The organism is Rhizobium sp. Leaf262 (assembly GCF_001422245.1).
GTDB lineage: Bacteria > Pseudomonadota > Alphaproteobacteria > Rhizobiales > Rhizobiaceae > Agrobacterium.
Map to the genome: position 1 here is coordinate 75,398 of NZ_LMMM01000020.1, position 16,802 is coordinate 92,199.

Sequence of the window (16,802 nt, forward strand, 5' to 3'; positions counted from 1 at the left end):
TGGGGTGCTGCATCAGACCGGTTTCAGGCGGCTTTCCACCAGACGCGCAAACAGTGTTGCGCCAACCGGAAGGATCGCGTCATCGACGATAAAGCCGGGATTGTGGGCTGGTACGGTGCCCGAATGTCCGAGTGTGAAAAACGCACCGGGCGCATGTTTCAGGAGATCGGCGAAATCTTCGCTGCCCATGAAACGGCTGGGCTCCGTCGATACACGCGCCTCGCCCAAAACCCGACGTGCCACATCGGCAACGATTTCGACCGACGCTTCGTCATTGGTCAGAACCGAGAAGATATCGCGAATATCGACCTCTGCCGAAAGGCCATGAGCCTGAGCGATGTGGTCCGAGATCGTGCGTATCCGGGAGCGGATGGTTTCCCGCACCGTATCTGAGAAAGCCCGCACCGTTCCGGCAATCGAAGCCGTCTCTGGAATAACATTATAGGCCGAACCTGCCTCGATGCGGGTGATCGACAGGACCGCCGGTTCGGTGGGCGGGACATTGCGGCTGACAATCGTCTGCAAGGCGATAATGAGTTCACCGATTGCGGGAACGGGATCATTCGCCACATCCGGGTGGGCCGCATGCGCGCCCTTGCCCTTCAGCCTGATATCGAAAAAGTCGGCCCCCGCCAGAATGGTTCCCGGCGATACTTTGAGGTGATTGGGCGCGGCGTGTGATGAATTGTGCAGCCCGTAAAGCTCATCCACGGGAAAGTCCTTGAACAGCCCGTCGGCGATCATCGCACGCGCGCCACCCAAGCCTTCTTCCGCAGGCTGGAAGATAAAGACCACCGAGCCCGCAAAGTCACGGGTCTCCGCCAGATATCGAGCCGTTCCCAACAGGATCGTGGTGTGAACGTCATGTCCGCATCCGTGGAACTTGCCGGGGTAAATGGAAGCGTAAGGCAGGCCGGTTTCTTCCGGCATTGGCAGAGCGTCCATATCAGCGCGCAGACCGATGACGCGATTGCCCGCATGTTTGCCGCGAAGCACGCCGACGAGGCCCGTCTTGCCGTATCCACGATGAACCTCGATACCCCACGACGCCAGCTTTTCCGCGACGATGCCGGATGTGCGCACTTCTTCAAAGCCAATTTCCGGGTGGCGGTGCAGATCGTGCCGGATATCTACCAGTTCGGGAACATAGGTTGCGATCAGATCGATAATCTCTGGTGCTGGTGTTTTGACGGGATCGACGGCAATATTCACGGCTAGTCCTCATTCAGATTGGGAAGAAAATGCATCGCCAAGGTCTCGGCGATGCGGGTCAGTAAGAGCGGCGAGAAGCATCAAAGCCTCAGCCCGGCCTCCTTCATCAGCGGCAGAATACGGTCACCGAAATATTCCAGGTCTTCCCGGAAATCGTAGAAGTTGAGCTGAACACCATCGATGCCGACAGCTTTGAGCGCCACCAGTTGCTCGACCACCTGCTCTGGCGAACCGATGATCTCGATATTGCCGCCGAGATTGCGGCCCTGCTTGTGACGAGGGTCGCCGCGTCCGCGCCAGGCATGGGCATCGCTTTCATAATTATTGGCGGCGAATGCACGCGCGCCGCCCGGCTGCGGCTTGCCCGCCTCGATGGCGTCGGCATAGGAAATGGCCTCCGCTTCCGTATCGCGACTGACGATGATCGGGTTGATGATCGTCTTCACATGCCGCCCATATGCTTTTGCGCGGTTTTTGATCGTCGCAATGTGGTCGGGAAGCGTCTCCAGCGCGCTATCGATGTGGGCACCGCCGGGCGATGTAACGAACACGAGATCGGAGTGGCGCGCCGCAAAATCGATGCCAGCTGGAGAGCCTGTGGCCGTAACGAGGTTGGGCCGACCGAACGCAGGCTTAGGCGTGATCCAGCCGTTGCTGATAGCCCATGGATTGAGTTTTCCCTCATGGGAGAAGTTCTCGGTTTCGCTCCACAGCCGGTGCAACACGTCGAAAAGTTCGCTCGCCATATCGTAGCGCTTGTCGTGCTCGATGCGCTGCCAACCGAACATTTCATGCTCGATGGCGCGGTGACCGGTAACAATGTTGATGCCCCACCGACCCTTGGCGATATGATCTAGCGTTGCTCCATACTTGGCCAGATGCAGGGGATGGAGCGGGCCGTAAAGGACATGAATGGTCGAAATCAGCAAAATGCTTTTCGTCACCGCTGCCATGGCGCCCAAGGCAACGAAGCTGTCGAGCGATGAATCCCCATCGTAACCACCCTTCGGCAGCCATTGGGTTCGGCTGAAAGCCAACTCGAAACCCAGCTCCTCCGCTCGCCTCACCAGTTCGACATTGTAATCGAAGGTCCAGCTGTTGCTGGTCGGCAGGCTTGAAAAATTGATGTCCTGCAGATTGAGAAATAGCCCCAGCATCAAGGGCTGTCGTGAAGCTTTGCTGAGCGGGCTGTCTGCAAAATCGAACGGTCCTTTTAGCTCCAGGTCTCCGGCTATCGGCGCAGTCAGTGCCATGTTTTTTCTCCCTTGGGGCCATGTGTTTGCGTTTGGGCAGGCCGCAGATGGCTGCGCAAAAATTCCTCGACCGCACGCGGCTGCCTGCCGGTGATGCGCGATACCGTCTGCGTCACCGGTGCGGCCAGTCCGGCACCGATCAGATCGACGAACCCGTCGATGGCGCGCCGTTCGAATGCATCTAAGTGTGATGGCAATGCAGCGGATGAAGCATCCGATATGCCAATCGGTCTCTGTAAGATTCGAGCCGCGATCCGTGCGACCTCGAGTGAGGTCAGCGCCTCTGCACCGGTCAAAACCAAGGGGTCGGATGAGATGGAGTGATCGAGCAGGGCCCGAACTGCGACATCGGCGATATCCTGCGCATCGATGTAGGACACGGGAGCGTTTCCGTACCGGCTTGGCAAATCCTCGCCTTTAATGGCAGCAGCGATAACCGGGGCAAAAGACACCTGCATCCAGGCATTGGGCCGCAGAATGGCATGCGCGATGCTGCTCGCAGTCAAATGCTCTTCTACCGCCGCATGAGCGGCACCGGATATGGAGCGGTCGGCATTTCGCAAGGTCCAGTCGGACCCGGATATCTTGAAGATCCTGACAACACCGGCAGCTTTCGCGGCATCGATGGCGGCGTTTTGGTGTGTGATGAGTGCCTCGCTGATCGGCGAAAGCAGGAAAAGTTTCTGAGCGCCCCGCGCTGCCTTTCTCACGGTTTCCGGGTCAGCGAAATCTCCCTGCGCGACCTCAACCTTGTCACCCCATAGACCCACTGCCTCCTGAGGACGCCGGGTCAGCACCCGCACCGTTTTGCCCGCCTCGAGAAGCCTTGGCACGACGAGCTTGCCCAGCTTGCCTGTCGCGCCCGTGACAAGAATGTCTACCGCCATGTTCCCGCCCTCACTTCACAAGCGACGGGCGCGATGCGGCCAGCGGCCGCGGATCGATCCAGTCGTGGACATCGAAATCGGCGGGAATGAACTTCCATTCAAGCAGGAAGTCCTTGAAGTGGCTGATGGCATCCACTTCGGCAGGATCGAGATCGAGCACCAGTTGCCGGTGCACGTCAGGGCCATTTGCGGCCAGAACGGCGTCTTCACTCACCCCAATTTCGAGCGCGATGAAGCGAACCGCATCTTGCGGGTTGTCATTTGCCCATTGGGAGACCCGCTGAACGCTCGACACCAATTCGGCAACGAGATCCGGGCGCTCATCCGCAAAGGTCGCATCCACAGTCAGTGGTCTGGGCGTACCATTATTGATGCGGATTTTCGGGTCTGGATGAAATCCGGTGGAAACGACGACCCGTGCGCCGAGCAGGTTGGCAACCGTTATCCCCTCGGCACCCTTCACGAAGAAGGCGTCGATTTCGCCGCGGTGCAGAGCCGCGATTTCTTCACCGTAAGGAAACCGACGCTTGAGGCCATGAAACCTTTGGTCGGTAGGATTAAGTAGAACCGGCTCAGACGCACCGATATCCACCAATTCAACGTCATCAGGGACAAGGTCGGAGATCGTAAGAGCCGAGACGATGCCCTTGAGCGATGTTGCGCGCTGAAAGTCGATAATCTCATTCGGGCGCTTTGGCAGACCTATTCGTCTGCCCTTCAAATCCGCGCCTTTGGTGATGTCGCTTTCCGGCAGGGCGATGACGGCCTGAAACTCATCCGTCCGCGTCAGACCGATCAGCCGGGTCTGGCGGCCTTTCGAACGCGTCCAGATCGGCGGGATATTGCCGCCTTGGCGAAAAGACCAGTCTAGTCGGTGATCGAAATGGCTCTGGCGAATGGCGGGATCAGTCGCATCGCGAATGGAGGTAACGCCGATGCCATGCGCCCAAAAGCCCTCTTCGACCCAACCGAGCTGCGCAGCAATCGATAAAGGTGTGGGAGCCGGGCAGCGCGCATACCACACGGTGTCTGGTTGCGTTACCTTACGAAGGGCTGCGTCTGCCATGGCTATCATCCTTGAATACGAGCGATATCAGGCACGCTATAAGGATAATTATATAATCTATAGATATGATATACTATTTATCATGGTGGTGGTGAGATCGCTTTTCCAAAAGCAGGTTGCACGGTCTGCTTGCGCGCACCGTGCCGTTGGCCTCTACTTGATCGAGAAGCCGAGCGTCCGCAAAGTTTTCGTCAATTCCGCCCTGCCCTTCAGCGCCGCTGCATTCTCGACACGCTTGGAAATTGGCCCTGTCCAGCCCGCCTGTGGCAGCTTTTGCTTGACCTGAAATGCTTTCAGCACGTCGTCGTAAGCACTCAGATCTTTCTCAGGTGTTCCAGCATATGTCTCATGAAACAGGACAGAAGATTGAGGCAGACGCGGCTTCACGTCGGTGATGACGTCAGGGTCGGGATATCCCACGGTGAGGCCAAAGACCGCAACTGTTTCCGGCGGCAACTGCAGTTCACGGGCAACGTCATGTGGCTGGTTACGGACACCGCCCACATAGCATGAGCCGAGACCAAGACTATCGATTGCCGCGACGGCGTTCTGGGCCGCAAGAGCCGCATCGATGGCCCCGATCAGGAAACTTTCCAGATAATCCAGCCCCTCTCCCTCATTGCCGTGTTGCTGGGCAACGGTCCTCAACCGCTTCAGATCGATCAGCCAGACCAGAAAAAGCGGCGCGGCCAGAATATGCGCGTTGCCACCGGTATAGCCCGCAAGCCGTGCCTTTCGGTCCTTGTCCTGAACCGCGACGACGCTCCAGGCTTGAAGATTGGACGAGGTCGGCGCGGACTGGGCCGCTGCCACCAGAAGTTCCAGCGTACCCTCGGGCAATGATTTCGGCAGATAGGCGCGCGCGGTGCGATGGTTCAGCAGAGCATCGACGGTGCTGTTCCAGAACGGCAGCGCAAAATCCTGATCCGCGCCATAGCGTTCTGCAAGGCGCTGCCTTGGCACGTCACCATCAGTAATGGAGGAAGAATGTATCGTCATGGAAAACCCCTTGGGCGATCAAAAAGACATTGGAAGGCGTGTTTGAAGCCAGCTACCCGGCAACGGTCTTATAATTCATATGCTTCTAAACACAGACAGCCCAGGAAAGCTCTGCCAATCGACATCCTGCTATTGGAAGAACATTTCCAACCGTAGCCGTGGCAAGCGGCGGCGTTCGATTTGAACCGTTTTGTCTTTATGCGCCAGCGTGCAACGTGGGCCTAGGTCAAGCAGATCGGAGGGCATAGCTCGACACCAGTAGATGCAAAATTAGAATTTAATTCTCCAAGAAACAATTTCTTACACGCACAAAAAGAAAATTATTCTTACGAAATAACGCCTCTGCCGACATGCTTCAGCGGTTCGACACAATGTTTTCTCAGGGGATGAGGACAGTGCAATGGCTATAGGACGTCGTAAATTCAACCAGTTGTTACTTCTGGCCACCGCAGGCACCGCCCTGCCAGGCTCTGTCTTTGCAGCGGATGCCACGCGGCGTCCGGTTTCCGGCGGCACGCTCAATCTTCTTTATCGCGTCGATCCGGGCAATGCCCTGTTTGCCATCAACACCTCTTCGGGAACGGGCCAGGCCATCGGCCCAAAAATCGTTGAAGGCCTTCTGACGTTCGATTTCGACCTTACGCCGCAGCCACTTCTGGCAACCGAATGGTCGGTCTCGGAGGATCATCTTCGCTATACGTTTAAATTGCGCCCGAATGTGAAATGGCATGACGGCAAGGATTTCAGCTCCGATGACGTGGCCTTTTCGATCTTTCGCCTCAAGGAGGCGCATCCGCGCGGTCGCGTAACCTACCAGAATGTGACCGCCGTCGAAACGCCCGACCCGCTGACCGCCATCATCGTTCTGTCCAAACCGGCGCCGTTCCTGATTGCTGCGCAATCCAGTTCTGAATCCCCAATCGTGCCGAAACACATTTTCGAAACGCTGAAGCCCGGTGATGGCCAAACGCTCAAGACCGCCATCGGCACCGGCCCGTTCAGGCTGACGGAGTGGACGCCGGGCAGCCATCTCATCTTCGAGCGCAATCCGGATTATTGGGATGCTGGCAAACCTTATCTCGACCGCATTGTCCTGCGCATCATTACCGACCCGGCTGCGCGCGCGGTTGCGCTGGAGACCGGCGAGGTCGATATCGGTGATAACCCCGTTCCGCTGGCCGATCTGGAACGGTTGAAGCAAAATCCCGATCTGGTGTTGGATACGACGACCTATGCCTATGCGGGGCCACAGCAGCAGCTGTTTTTCAATTACGACAACGAAATCTTCGCGAAGAAAGATGTGCGTCTTGCCATTGCCAAGGCCATCAATCTTGAAGAAATCGTCAATGTGGCGCTGTTCGGTTACGCTCAGATTTCGCCAAGTCCCGTCAGCACCGCGCTGCCCAAATGGTACGATCCTTCGGTCACGGCGTACCCGCATGATCCTAAAGAGGCCGAAAAGCTTCTGGATACAGCGGGCTATCCACGCAAGGCGGTTGGCAAACGTTTCACCGTGCGACTGACCTACAATTCCTATCTGACGCCGGGTTACGCCGATGTCATTCGCAACCAGCTCGAAAAGATCGGCATCGCGGTCGAGATCCGAAAATACGATCTGCCGACCTATCTCAAGACCGTTTACACCGACCGCGCCTTCGATCTTGTGGTGGAATCTCTATCCAACACCTTCGATCCGTCTCTTGGCATACAGCGAGCCTATTGGAGCAAGAACTTCAAACTCGGCCTGCCCTTCTCCAACGCCGCTCACTATTCGAACCCGCAAGCCGACGCCCTGCTCGAGGCGGCAGCTATCGAGCCGGATGAGGCGAAGCGGAAAGAGATATGGAGCAAGTTCCAGCACCTCATCCACGACGATGTCGCCTCGGTGGATCTCGTGGCCGCAGGCAACCAGATCGTCGCCCACAAGAAGGTGAAGAATTACGTCACCGGCGCGCAGGGGCTCAACTGGAGCTTTGGCGACCTTTGGCTCGATCCGAATTCCTGACCCCATCATCCAAGGAGATCAGCATGTCAGAACAATCCATCAGCAAAAACACGCTCATCAACTGGCTGGGAGATGGCCAGGAACTGGCCGTCATCGATATCCGGCCAACGGAGGTTGTCGGCTATGCCTCACCGCTGTTTGCGACCAACCTGCCCGCCGACAGGCTGGATGCCGAGCTTGATCGTTTCGTTCCGCGCCGCTCGGTCCGCACGGTGCTGGTGGACGATGGCACGGACGTTGGTCACCACGCGGCTGAACGGCTGAAAGCCAAGGGCTGGAGTGACATCCATTTTCTTGATGGCGGCATACCTACTTGGACCGAGGGCGGTTTGGACAAGCTTCCAACCTTCGACATTCCCGGCGTGCCTTTCGTGCACAAGGTGCGCGCGGAAAAGAACACGCCCGTTATCTTCGCACGCGAACTCAAGGCATGGAAGGACGCTGAAGAGAACGTCCTCGTTATCGACACCCGTACCACGCCTGAATATGAAAAGGCGCATGTTCCCGGCGCTATCAACGTACCGGGCGCGGAACTTCTGCTGCGTTTTGCAGACCTCGTCCCCTCATCGGAAACGAAGATCGTCGTGTCCTGCGCTGGACTCCCCCGCGCAATCCTTGGCGCACAGACCTTGATCGATGCAGGCATCGAAAACAGCGTCAGCTACCTGCATGATGGAACGCGCGGCTGGACAGACGATGGCTTTGAACTGGAGACGGGTCTGTCGGGCATCTACCCTCCCGTAAGTCCGACAGCAAAGCGATTTGCACAAGCTCGCCTTGATACACTTTCGAGCGGGGACGACCTCACTTTCATCGACCGTGTCACCGTCGAAAGATGGCTGGCGGATAACGAGCGGACGACCTATTTCCTCGACGTTCGCACCCCAGAAGAGTTCGCGGCGTCGCATCTACCGGGCTCGATTTCATCGGAAGGCGGCCAGTTGCTTGGCGTTGCCTACCGCACCATTGCGGTGCGCGGGGCACGGGTCATTCTCGTTGATGACCTCCTGGGAGCGCGTGCACGCATTGTCGCGCACTGGCTGAAACGGCGTGGTTTTGAGATCGTGCTTCACCTCCATGATTTCGAGCAAAGTGCGCAGGCCGCCGCCTGAGGGACGACATCTACCTGCATGCTCCGCAAGTTTTTCTTTCTGGCGGACCAAGAATTTTTAACTCGCAGCCGGAATCCCGGCTGCTACCATCGTGGATATTGCCCGGATGCTTCCGCGCACAGGATTTAATGAATGACCGACACCCTGCACGCATGGGGCTCGCCACCCAGCAAACGCTATGAAACAATCGCAAATCGGTTTCGCCCGATTTTCACGCAGATTGCCACAGACACGGTGGCGCGCGATCTCGACAGGCAACTTCGCTTCGACGCGTATGAAGCGTTGAAGGCGGCAGGCTTTTCCAAGTTGCGCCTGCCGGAACAGCATGGTGGTATCGGTCTAACCCTGCCTGAACTTTTCGGCCTGATCATCGAACTGGCTGAAGCCGATCCCAATCTTACCAATGCCTATCGCAGCCATTTCGGCTTTACCGAAGACTTGCTCAACGCCCCCTCGAGTGCATGGCGCGATAACTGGCTTGCCCGGCTCGGCGAGGGAGACACCATCGGCAGCGGCTTTTCGGAACTGGGTGACACGCGGCTTGGGACCTATTCGACACAGTTGATCCGTGACGAAAGTGGCTGGCGCCTGAATGGTGAGAAATATTACACCACCGGTTCTCTTTACGCCGACTGGATCACGCTTGGCGCGGTGGATGGAGATGGCGAACCTATCGGCGCACTCGTGCCGACCCGGGCACCCGGCGTTGACATCGTCAACGATTGGGATGGCTTCGGGCAGGCGCTGACGGCAAGTGGCACGGCGCGCTTTACCGATGTGGCGATCGCGGACGAGTTGATCAAACCCAGCGCGCTTCGTTTCAGCTATTCCAGTGGATTTTTCCAACTGGTTCATCTGGCATCGCTTGCCGGCATAGGCCGCGCTGCGGCCTCGGATCTGGCGCGCCTCGTGGCGGATCGAAAGCGGGTCTATCAGCGCAGCAACGCCGGCCGCTTTGCGGATGACCCGCAAATCCTCCAGGTCGTCGGCCAAGTGCGGGGTGCAGTCTATACTGCGGGCGCCATCGTGCTGAAGGCAGCGGAGGCGTTGCAAGCAGCCTATGACGCCAACCTTTCTGGCGACGAAGAGCAGATTGCCTTTGCCAACCGCAACGCTGAAATCGAAGTCAGCCAATCGGTGACGGTTGTCAGTAAACTGATACTCGAAGCATCCACTACGCTTTTCGACGCCCTTGGTGCCTCTGCCGCCAAACGCAGCCATGGACTGGACCGTCACTGGCGCAACGCACGCACCATCACCTCCCATAATCCACGCATCTACCACGACCGGATCGTCGGCGATTTCGCCGTCAACGGTGCCTCTCCGCCCGCCAATGGTAGCGTGGGAGTAGCGGTGCAAACAGACAAAGAAAAAACAGACGCATGAGCAGACCACAACGCCGGCTGAACCTGAACGTTGGTATCAACACGACTGGCTATCTTCCCAATGCCTGGAAATACCGCACCGGTACCCGGCACGACATCAATGATATCGGCTATTACCGCCGACTGACGGAAATCGCCCATAAGGGGCGGTTCGATGCGGTGTTTTTGTCGGACCATCCAGCACTTCTGACCGATCCGCTCAGCCGGCCGTTTCACACCATCGATCCGCTGATCCTGTCCACATCCCTTGCGGCCCAAGTGCCAGACATCGGCTTCGTGGCGACAATTTCCTCCACCTATAACTCCCCTTACAATCTGGCGAGACGGACGCAGTCCATCGACATCGTCTCGGGTGGTCGCCTGATCATCAATGTGGTGTCTTCCTTCAATCCAAATGTCGCAGCCAATTTCGGCAACGCGCCACTGCCGCCGCGCAGCGAGCGTTACGCGAAGGCCACGGAGTTTCTGGATGTGGCCAAAAAACTCTGGTCCAGTTGGGACGAACGCCGTGATCAAGCCGTTCCGGACGACCTTTTCTGGGACGCGGTGAGCGCTCAGGCCATCGAGCATGAGGGTGACTTCTTCACCGTCAAAGGTCCGCTCAACGTACCGCGTGGGCCGCAGGGCCATCCTGTCATCGCCCAGGCAGGCGCGTCGGAAGGCGGCATCGATCTTGCTGCGCGGCACGGCGAAATCATCTATTGCAACATTCTATCACGTCCCGCCGGGCGGGCATTCGGCAAGAAAGTGCGGGACCGGGCCGTTGCCCTCGGCCGAGATCCATCCGGCATCCGCATCGTTCCGGGCCTCGTCGTCATTCTGGGCAAGACCCGCGAAGAGGCCTTGAGAAAACACGAACTCTTCAGCGGCACGGGTTCTGAAGACGGACTAATCGCCCGTTTCATCAAAGAAAATGGTCTCGATCCCAACAGCTTCGACCCGGATGCCGTACTGAATGCCGAAGAATTCATACCGGACCAGAACCGCCAATGGGCCGTCGGCATGGGGCTCGGCCTTTCCGACCTCCTGACCCATGAGCGGCTGACGGCCCGCCAAGTCGTGCGACGCTCCGAGGGACATCACCGCCTGCTGCTGGGTACCGCTGAAGAAGTGGCAGATGGCATCATCGATTTGTGGCAGGACGGCACCGTAGACGGATACACCCTCCAGCCCCCACGCGCGCCGGATGACATCATCGAATTCGTGGAACAGGTCGTGCCAATTTTGCAGGATAGAGGCGTCTATCCGCGGGAATACGAGGGAAGGACGATCAGAGATCGATATCTCCTGCCTTATCCGATTTGAGTCCTGAGAAGAAGGTTGGCGGTCGTAAGTGCCGTCGCCATTCTGATTAGAGGGCTCCGCGTTTTAGCACTGCCAAATGCCTCGGATTAAACGAAAATCCATTTCGCAATTTACCATCCTCAAGCAATGTTTGCCTCTTGCCTATGGCAGCATCGATGACCTATGTTTGCATTGTTCTCAGGGCGGGGTGCAATTCCCCACCGGCGGTATCGGGATTTTCCCGGAGCCCGCGAGCGCTTTCGGCTCACGCCGAAAGGTCAGCAGATCCGGTGAGATGCCGGAGCCGACGGTATAGTCCGGATGGAAGAGAACAAGGTGGCATAACCCGCACGTTGCGGGGGACCGTTGCGTTGTTCGCCCAAGGGAAATTTGGCGTTTTTAAAAACGCGAAAGTGCTGGAAACGGCATAACCCTTGAAAGGCATGAAATGACTATTGCGAAAATTGAAGATGCGGTTGCAGCCATTGCACGCGGTGACATGATCATCGTCGTGGATGACGAAGATCGCGAGAATGAAGGCGATATCATCGTCGCTTCAGACAGCATCACCCCTCAACAGGTTGCTTTCATGATGAACCACGCGCGTGGTCTCATTTGCGTGGCCATGCCAGGTGAGCGACTGGATGAGCTCGACATTCCCCTTATGGTGCCGCGCAATACCGAGTTCCACAAAACGGCCTTTACGGTTTCGGTGGACTATATTCCCGGTACCACGACCGGAATTTCCGCCAGCGACCGCGCCAAGACGGTGCGCGCGCTGGTTTCTGCGGAAGCAAAGCCGGATGATTTTGCGCGTCCGGGTCACATCTTTCCCCTGCGCGCCAACCCGCTCGGCGTTCTGGGCCGCACGGGCCATACGGAAGCAGCGGTCGATCTCTGCCGTCTCGCTGGAAAGTTCCCCTCCGGCACGATCTGCGAGGTGGCCAATGACGATGGCACCATGGCGCGTCTGCCACAGCTGGAAGTCTTTGCCGAACGGCATGGCCTGATCGTCGTGACGATCAAGGATCTGGTCGATTATCTGACGGTGCGCGAGCACAGCGACATCGCCGAAAAGCAGGTCGCCTGATCAACACAGCATTCCGTCAAAGCAAATGCGCCCCGATGGGGCGCATTTTTGTTTGTGTATTTTGGCTCAGCCGAGCGATCAATTCGGATAACGCGACGCGTACCATGCCTTAAACAGGGCATACTGATTTTCCAGCTGACGGCGCTGGGAGGCGCTAAGCTCATCCGTCTCGTTGAAATGCAGCGCGTATTCCGTGTCGCCGTTCAGAACCATCAAATATTTGTAGTGAAGCACGAGGTCCGGACCTTCGTCATAAGCGGAAAGCACGGTGAGCGCTTCTTCCAACTCGCGCGCATCGCGACGCGCAGTCGCATCGCCCTTCGCGGCTTTTTCGCACAGGGAAACGAGGTGCAGCACTTCCTTCGGCAAGGCGTTGCCGATGCCGGTGATGGCACCGCCTGCACCGCAATTGACGAAGCCGTGGTAAACGCCGGTATCCACGCCGACCATCAGGGTCAAATCATCATCGCCTGCGGTGATGTTTTCAGCCGCATAGGTCATGTCGGCCTTACCGCCGAATTCCTTGAAGCCGATGAGGTTGGAGTAACGCGAGCGAAGATCGAAAAACAGGTCGGCGCGGGTGGCAAAGCCGTAATAGGGGCTGTTGTAGATCACCGCTGGCAAACCGTCTGCAGCTTCCAGAATGGCCGAAAAATGCGCTTTCTGGGCAGAAGACGAGGAACCGCGCGACAGCACGCGTGGAATGACCATCAGACCCTTCGCGCCAACCTTTGCCGCATGCGCAGCGTGGCTGACGGCAGACTTGGTGTTGATAGCACCCGTGCCGACGATGACAGGAACGCCTGCTTCCGCCAGACGACGCACGCCTTCCTGACGCTCTTCATCGGTCAAGAGCGGCCAATCCCCCATGGAGCCGCAATAGACGACCGCCGACATGCCAGCCGCGATCAGCTCTTTGCCCTTCTTGACCAAACCGTCAAAATCCGGCGTGCGGTCTGCCTTGCACGGCGTCATCAGAGCGGGAATGCAGCCGGTGAATATCGTATCAGCCATCGTGGTGCCTCTTCAATGAAAGCGTAAACGCCATAAGTCTCATGCCCTTGCCTAGCACGGCCAGAAACCATTGTCGACAAACAAAATACAAAGCGTTGAAGCGAGCGGATACCATGGTGATGGCGCTGCCTTGTCGAGCTTTAAAGGGTCAGACTGACGCTCTGGCGGGTATCTGCGGCAATATACGAGCGTATCTGCTGAACAATCTGGTCCGCATGCTCGAGCGCAATACGGTCGGCCTTGTCGGTATCCCGTTCGATGATGGCTTGAATCATGTCCTCGTGCTCGGTCACATATTGACGAGGCAGGACATCGTTGAAAGACGAATAATAAAGCCTGAGAATGCGCCGTCCCTCATCCAGCAAGCGCGTGAAAAGTTCGGTATAATGACGATTGCGTCCGGCAACGGCGATTGCGGCATGGAAATCGCGATTGGTTGCTATCATGGCAAGAACGTCGCGCTCCCGCACCGCCGTTTCGAAGGACTTCTGCATTGCCAGTATTCTGGTGACGTCGTCCGGTTGGTGCCGTGCGGCGGCAAGCCGCGTCGTTACCCGGTACATCAAAGTCAGTGCGTCGAAAAATTCCGGCAGACCGAGAAAGTCGATCTGGGATACGATCGTTGCGCGATTGGTCAGGGTCGTGATCAGCCCTTCCGCGGACAATTTGACCAGGGCTTCACGAATGGGGGTTCTGGAAAGTTCAAACCGCTCGGAAAGCTGGACCTCGTCAATCGGACTTCCGGGTGCAAGTTTCAGTTCGATGATTTCGTTGCGCAGCGTTTCATAAACGGTGGAAACGCCAAATCCCCTGCGATGGGTCTGCTTCTCCTTATCATCCGACTTATCGTTCACAGCCATCCACGCCATACTCCACAACCCGATCGTATCATCGTTTACGATATCCACAGACAGAACGAAATCCTTTTAGACCACGCCAAAGACGCGCAAAGGACGTTATGAGCAACTGATTTGCAGATTGTTTCGGTCGCACCTCGACTATTGGAGGCCTGCCATCGCAAAAAATGAGTTGCGGCTATCGGCGTAAGTGAGCAAGAAGTAAAAGACGATTCCAAATCGTGTCATAATCGAGTTCATGGTAGGGAGGAAATTCCATGAAAGCCGTTCTCACTTCGGTGACATCCGCAGTTCTTGCTACGCTCATGGCTTCAAGCGCCATGGCCGCCACGGAAATCCAGTGGTGGCACGCCATGACCGGGGCAAACAACGAAGTCGTTGAACAGCTCGCCAAGGAATTCAATGAAAGCCAGTCCAACTACAAGGTTCTGCCGGTTTTCAAAGGAACCTACCCGGAAACCCTGAATGCCGGCATCGCCGCGTTCCGTGCCAAGCAGCCGCCTGCCATCATTCAGGTTTTTGATGCCGGTAGCGGCGTGATGATGGGTGCGCAGGGCGCTATCGTACCGGTCGCAGAGGTGCTGGAAAAGGGTGGATATAAATTCAACAAGGCCGACTATCTGCCTGGTATCGTTGCTTATTACTCCAAACCAGATGGCACGATGCTGTCTTTCCCCTACAATTCCTCGTCGCCGATCATGTACTACAACAAGGACATCTTCAAGAAGGCTGGTCTGGACGCTGAAAACCCACCAAAGACATGGCCAGCAGTTTTTGAAGCTGCCAAAAAGATCAAGTCCAGCGGTGCCGCCCCTTGCGGCTTTACATCCACATGGCTGACATGGATTCAGACCGAAAATTTCGCAGCTTGGAACAACCTTTCCTACGGCAGCAATGAAAACGGTCTGGGCGGTACGGATGTCAAGCTGGCGTTCAATGCAGAGCCCTTCGTCAAGCACTTCCAGTCGATTGCCGATCTCGCCAAAGACGGCACCTTCCGTTATGGCGGACGCACATCGGAAGCAAAGCAGCTTTTCACCTCGAGCGAATGCGGCATCCTGACTGAATCATCCGGCGGTCTGGGCGATATCGTCAAGAGCGGCATGAACTACGGCATCGGCCAGCTTCCCTATTACGAAGGCGAAGGCCGTCCGCAGAATACCATCCCCGGCGGCGCCAGCCTGTGGGTCTTCGGCGGTAAATCCGATGACGAATACAAGGGGACTGCAGAATTCTTCCACTTCCTGTCCCAGACCAAAATCCAGTCTCGCCTGCATCAGGTCTCCGGCTATATGCCTGTGACGATTGCAGCCTATGAGGACACGAAGAAATCCGGCTTCTACGAGAAGAACCCGGCCCGCGAAACGCCTCTGCTGCAGATGATGGGTAAGCCGCCGACAGAAAACTCCAAGGGTGTTCGTCTGGTCAACCTGCCACAGGTTCGCGACATCATGAACGAAGAGTTCGAAACGATGCTTGCAGGCAAACAGGATGCCAAGGCTGCTCTCGACAAGGCCGTCGAACGCGGCAACGCGGCTATCCAGCAGGCCATCGGACGGTAATCCGCTTTTGGCTGCGCGGTCTTCCAGCCCGCGCAGCCATAGCAAAAGATGGAATGAATATTCCACACAGCCTCAGTCCGTGATCACCCCAACCGCCCTACACAACGCGGTTGAATGCTCTAGAATTTCTATGCCATTCCATTCGCAGAGCCGCTTGCTGGACCTGCGCTAAAGGAGCCCGACTTTGCAAAGCGTTGTCTTTCCAAACAAGATTCTTCCCTATTTTCTCGTCGCTCCACAAATCGTCCTGACCGTCGTGTTCTTTTTCTGGCCGGCGAGCCAGGCGCTGTATCAGTCGGCGATGCGGGAAGACCCTTTCGGACTTCAGAGCGCTTTCGTCGGCTTCGACAATTTCTCCAATATTCTGTCGGACCCGAATTACCTGCATGCGCTTAAAGTGACTGTGATTTTCAGCGTTGCCACCGCTCTGTTGTCAATGGGTGTGGCACTGTTGCTGGCAACAGCTGCCGATCTGGTGGTGCGGGGAAAAGGCTTTTATCGCACCATGATGATCATTCCCTATGCGGTCGCGCCAGCGGTGGCGGGCATGCTCTGGCTCTTCATGTTCAACCCTGCCATGGGCACCTTCGCCTATATTCTACGCCGTAACGGCATCGCCTGGGACCCGTTGCTGGACGGCAATCAGGCCATGACGCTGGTGGTTGCCGCAGCGGCCTGGAAACAGATCAGCTACAATTTCCTGTTTTTCGTGGCGGGCCTGCAGGCCATTCCGAAATCGCTGCTGGAAGCTGCCGCCATCGATGGCGCACGCGGCGCGCGGCGTTTCTGGACGATCATCTTCCCGCTTCTGGCACCGACGACATTCTTCCTTTTGGTGGTCAATACCGTCTACGCCTTTTTCGATACGTTCGGCATCATTCACTCGGTCACGGGCGGCGGACCCGCAAAGGCTACGGAGACGCTGGTCTACAAGGTTTACAACGACGGCTTCGTCAATTTGAACCTTGGCTCATCAGCGGCCCAATCCGTTGTTCTGATGGTTATCGTCATCGCTCTGACGGCCTTCCAGTTCCGCTTCGTCGAGCGGCGCGTGCATTACGGTTGAGGCAAGACAC

General features: G+C 57.1%; 14 protein-coding genes and 1 riboswitch. Of the genes, 7 read left to right on the forward strand and 7 right to left on the reverse strand.

The genetic code is table 11. From position 1 onward, the window contains the following. Positions 1-12 precede the first annotated feature (12 nt). The 5 genes from ASF29_RS21430 to ASF29_RS21450 form a co-directional block, all read right to left on the reverse strand. Positions 13-1,212 carry a M20 aminoacylase family protein gene (locus ASF29_RS21430; RefSeq protein WP_062452709.1) on the reverse strand — a complete coding sequence of 400 codons (1,200 nt, stop codon included), beginning with the start codon at positions 1,210-1,212 and terminating at the stop codon, positions 13-15. Between the two features lie 80 nt (positions 1,213-1,292). Then, on the reverse strand, positions 1,293-2,465 hold the full coding sequence (locus tag ASF29_RS21435) for an LLM class flavin-dependent oxidoreductase (RefSeq protein WP_062452710.1): 1,173 nt from the start codon (positions 2,463-2,465) through the stop codon (positions 1,293-1,295). After that, entirely contained in the window at positions 2,456-3,352 is an 897-nt protein-coding gene (locus ASF29_RS21440) for an NmrA family NAD(P)-binding protein (RefSeq protein WP_062452711.1), read from the reverse strand. Before ASF29_RS21440 ends, ASF29_RS21435 begins: the two co-directional genes overlap by 10 nt. A 10-nt stretch (positions 3,353-3,362) precedes the next feature. After that, positions 3,363-4,418 (reverse strand): ABC transporter substrate-binding protein, encoded by a 1,056-nt coding sequence (locus ASF29_RS21445; protein ID WP_062452712.1) that lies wholly within the window; start codon positions 4,416-4,418, stop codon positions 3,363-3,365. 153 nt (positions 4,419-4,571) lie between these two features. Next, positions 4,572-5,417, reverse strand: a complete 846-nt coding sequence (locus ASF29_RS21450) for an NADPH-dependent oxidoreductase (RefSeq protein WP_062452713.1) — start codon at positions 5,415-5,417, stop codon at positions 4,572-4,574. Positions 5,418-5,817: 400 nt separating this feature from the next. On the opposite strand from ASF29_RS21450, the gene ASF29_RS21455 reads away from it, so the two are divergent. The 5 genes from ASF29_RS21455 (at position 5,818) to ribB (ending at position 12,293) form a co-directional block, all read left to right on the forward strand. Next, the gene (locus tag ASF29_RS21455) at positions 5,818-7,422 is read left to right on the forward strand and encodes an ABC transporter substrate-binding protein (protein WP_062452714.1); all 1,605 of its coding nucleotides are present in this window, start codon (positions 5,818-5,820) and stop codon (positions 7,420-7,422) included. 23 nt (positions 7,423-7,445) lie between these two features. After that, positions 7,446-8,534 carry a rhodanese-like domain-containing protein gene (locus ASF29_RS21460; RefSeq protein ID WP_062452715.1) on the forward strand — a complete coding sequence of 363 codons (1,089 nt, stop codon included), beginning with the start codon at positions 7,446-7,448 and terminating at the stop codon, positions 8,532-8,534. 132 nt (positions 8,535-8,666) lie between these two features. Further along, positions 8,667-9,920, forward strand: coding sequence for an acyl-CoA dehydrogenase family protein (locus ASF29_RS21465; RefSeq protein ID WP_062452716.1), 1,254 nt, complete (start codon positions 8,667-8,669; stop codon positions 9,918-9,920). Then, the gene (locus ASF29_RS21470; protein ID WP_062452717.1) at positions 9,917-11,224 is read left to right on the forward strand and encodes an NtaA/DmoA family FMN-dependent monooxygenase; all 1,308 of its coding nucleotides are present in this window, start codon (positions 9,917-9,919) and stop codon (positions 11,222-11,224) included. Before ASF29_RS21465 ends, ASF29_RS21470 begins: the two co-directional genes overlap by 4 nt. Before the next feature lie 169 nt (positions 11,225-11,393). After that, positions 11,394-11,540, forward strand: a riboswitch (FMN riboswitch). 111 nt (positions 11,541-11,651) lie between these two features. Beyond that, on the forward strand, positions 11,652-12,293 hold the full coding sequence (gene ribB / locus ASF29_RS21475) for a 3,4-dihydroxy-2-butanone-4-phosphate synthase (protein ID WP_062452718.1): 642 nt from the start codon (positions 11,652-11,654) through the stop codon (positions 12,291-12,293). A 78-nt stretch (positions 12,294-12,371) separates the two neighbouring features. Here ribB and ASF29_RS21480 read toward each other — a convergent pair whose 3' ends face one another. Together ASF29_RS21480 and ASF29_RS21485 are read right to left on the reverse strand one after the other, a co-directional pair. Continuing rightward, positions 12,372-13,307 (reverse strand): dihydrodipicolinate synthase family protein, encoded by a 936-nt coding sequence (locus tag ASF29_RS21480; RefSeq protein ID WP_062452719.1) that lies wholly within the window; start codon positions 13,305-13,307, stop codon positions 12,372-12,374. A gap of 140 nt (positions 13,308-13,447) precedes the next feature. Next, the gene (locus ASF29_RS21485) at positions 13,448-14,167 is read right to left on the reverse strand and encodes a GntR family transcriptional regulator (RefSeq protein ID WP_062452720.1); all 720 of its coding nucleotides are present in this window, start codon (positions 14,165-14,167) and stop codon (positions 13,448-13,450) included. Between the two features lie 254 nt (positions 14,168-14,421). On the opposite strand from ASF29_RS21485, the gene ugpB reads away from it, so the two are divergent. Both ugpB and ugpA read left to right on the forward strand, forming a co-directional pair. Further along, positions 14,422-15,726, forward strand: a complete 1,305-nt coding sequence (ugpB, locus tag ASF29_RS21490; RefSeq protein WP_062452721.1) for a sn-glycerol-3-phosphate ABC transporter substrate-binding protein UgpB — start codon at positions 14,422-14,424, stop codon at positions 15,724-15,726. 184 nt (positions 15,727-15,910) lie between these two features. Further along, complete coding sequence (ugpA, locus tag ASF29_RS21495) at positions 15,911-16,792, forward strand: sn-glycerol-3-phosphate ABC transporter permease UgpA (RefSeq protein WP_062452722.1); 882 nt, start codon at positions 15,911-15,913, stop codon at positions 16,790-16,792. Positions 16,793-16,802 lie beyond the last annotated feature (10 nt).

What these genes read in the sequence shown, in the direction of transcription:
- ASF29_RS21435 (WP_062452710.1), bottom strand. Translation starts at nt 2,465, where the DNA reads ATGGCACTGACTGCGCCGATAGCCGGAGACCTGGAGCTAAAAGGACCG.
- ASF29_RS21440 (WP_062452711.1), bottom strand. Translation starts at nt 3,352, where the DNA reads ATGGCGGTAGACATTCTTGTCACGGGCGCGACAGGCAAGCTGGGCAAG.
- ASF29_RS21445 (WP_062452712.1), bottom strand. Translation starts at nt 4,418, where the DNA reads ATGGCAGACGCAGCCCTTCGTAAGGTAACGCAACCAGACACCGTGTGG.
- ASF29_RS21450 (WP_062452713.1), bottom strand. Translation starts at nt 5,417, where the DNA reads ATGACGATACATTCTTCCTCCATTACTGATGGTGACGTGCCAAGGCAG.
- ASF29_RS21455 (WP_062452714.1), top strand. Translation starts at nt 5,818, where the DNA reads ATGGCTATAGGACGTCGTAAATTCAACCAGTTGTTACTTCTGGCCACC.
- ASF29_RS21460 (WP_062452715.1), top strand. Translation starts at nt 7,446, where the DNA reads ATGTCAGAACAATCCATCAGCAAAAACACGCTCATCAACTGGCTGGGA.
- ASF29_RS21465 (WP_062452716.1), top strand. Translation starts at nt 8,667, where the DNA reads ATGACCGACACCCTGCACGCATGGGGCTCGCCACCCAGCAAACGCTAT.
- ASF29_RS21470 (WP_062452717.1), top strand. Translation starts at nt 9,917, where the DNA reads ATGAGCAGACCACAACGCCGGCTGAACCTGAACGTTGGTATCAACACG.
- ribB (WP_062452718.1), top strand. Translation starts at nt 11,652, where the DNA reads ATGACTATTGCGAAAATTGAAGATGCGGTTGCAGCCATTGCACGCGGT.
- ASF29_RS21480 (WP_062452719.1), bottom strand. Translation starts at nt 13,307, where the DNA reads ATGGCTGATACGATATTCACCGGCTGCATTCCCGCTCTGATGACGCCG.
- ASF29_RS21485 (WP_062452720.1), bottom strand. Translation starts at nt 14,167, where the DNA reads ATGGCTGTGAACGATAAGTCGGATGATAAGGAGAAGCAGACCCATCGC.
- ugpB (WP_062452721.1), top strand. Translation starts at nt 14,422, where the DNA reads ATGAAAGCCGTTCTCACTTCGGTGACATCCGCAGTTCTTGCTACGCTC.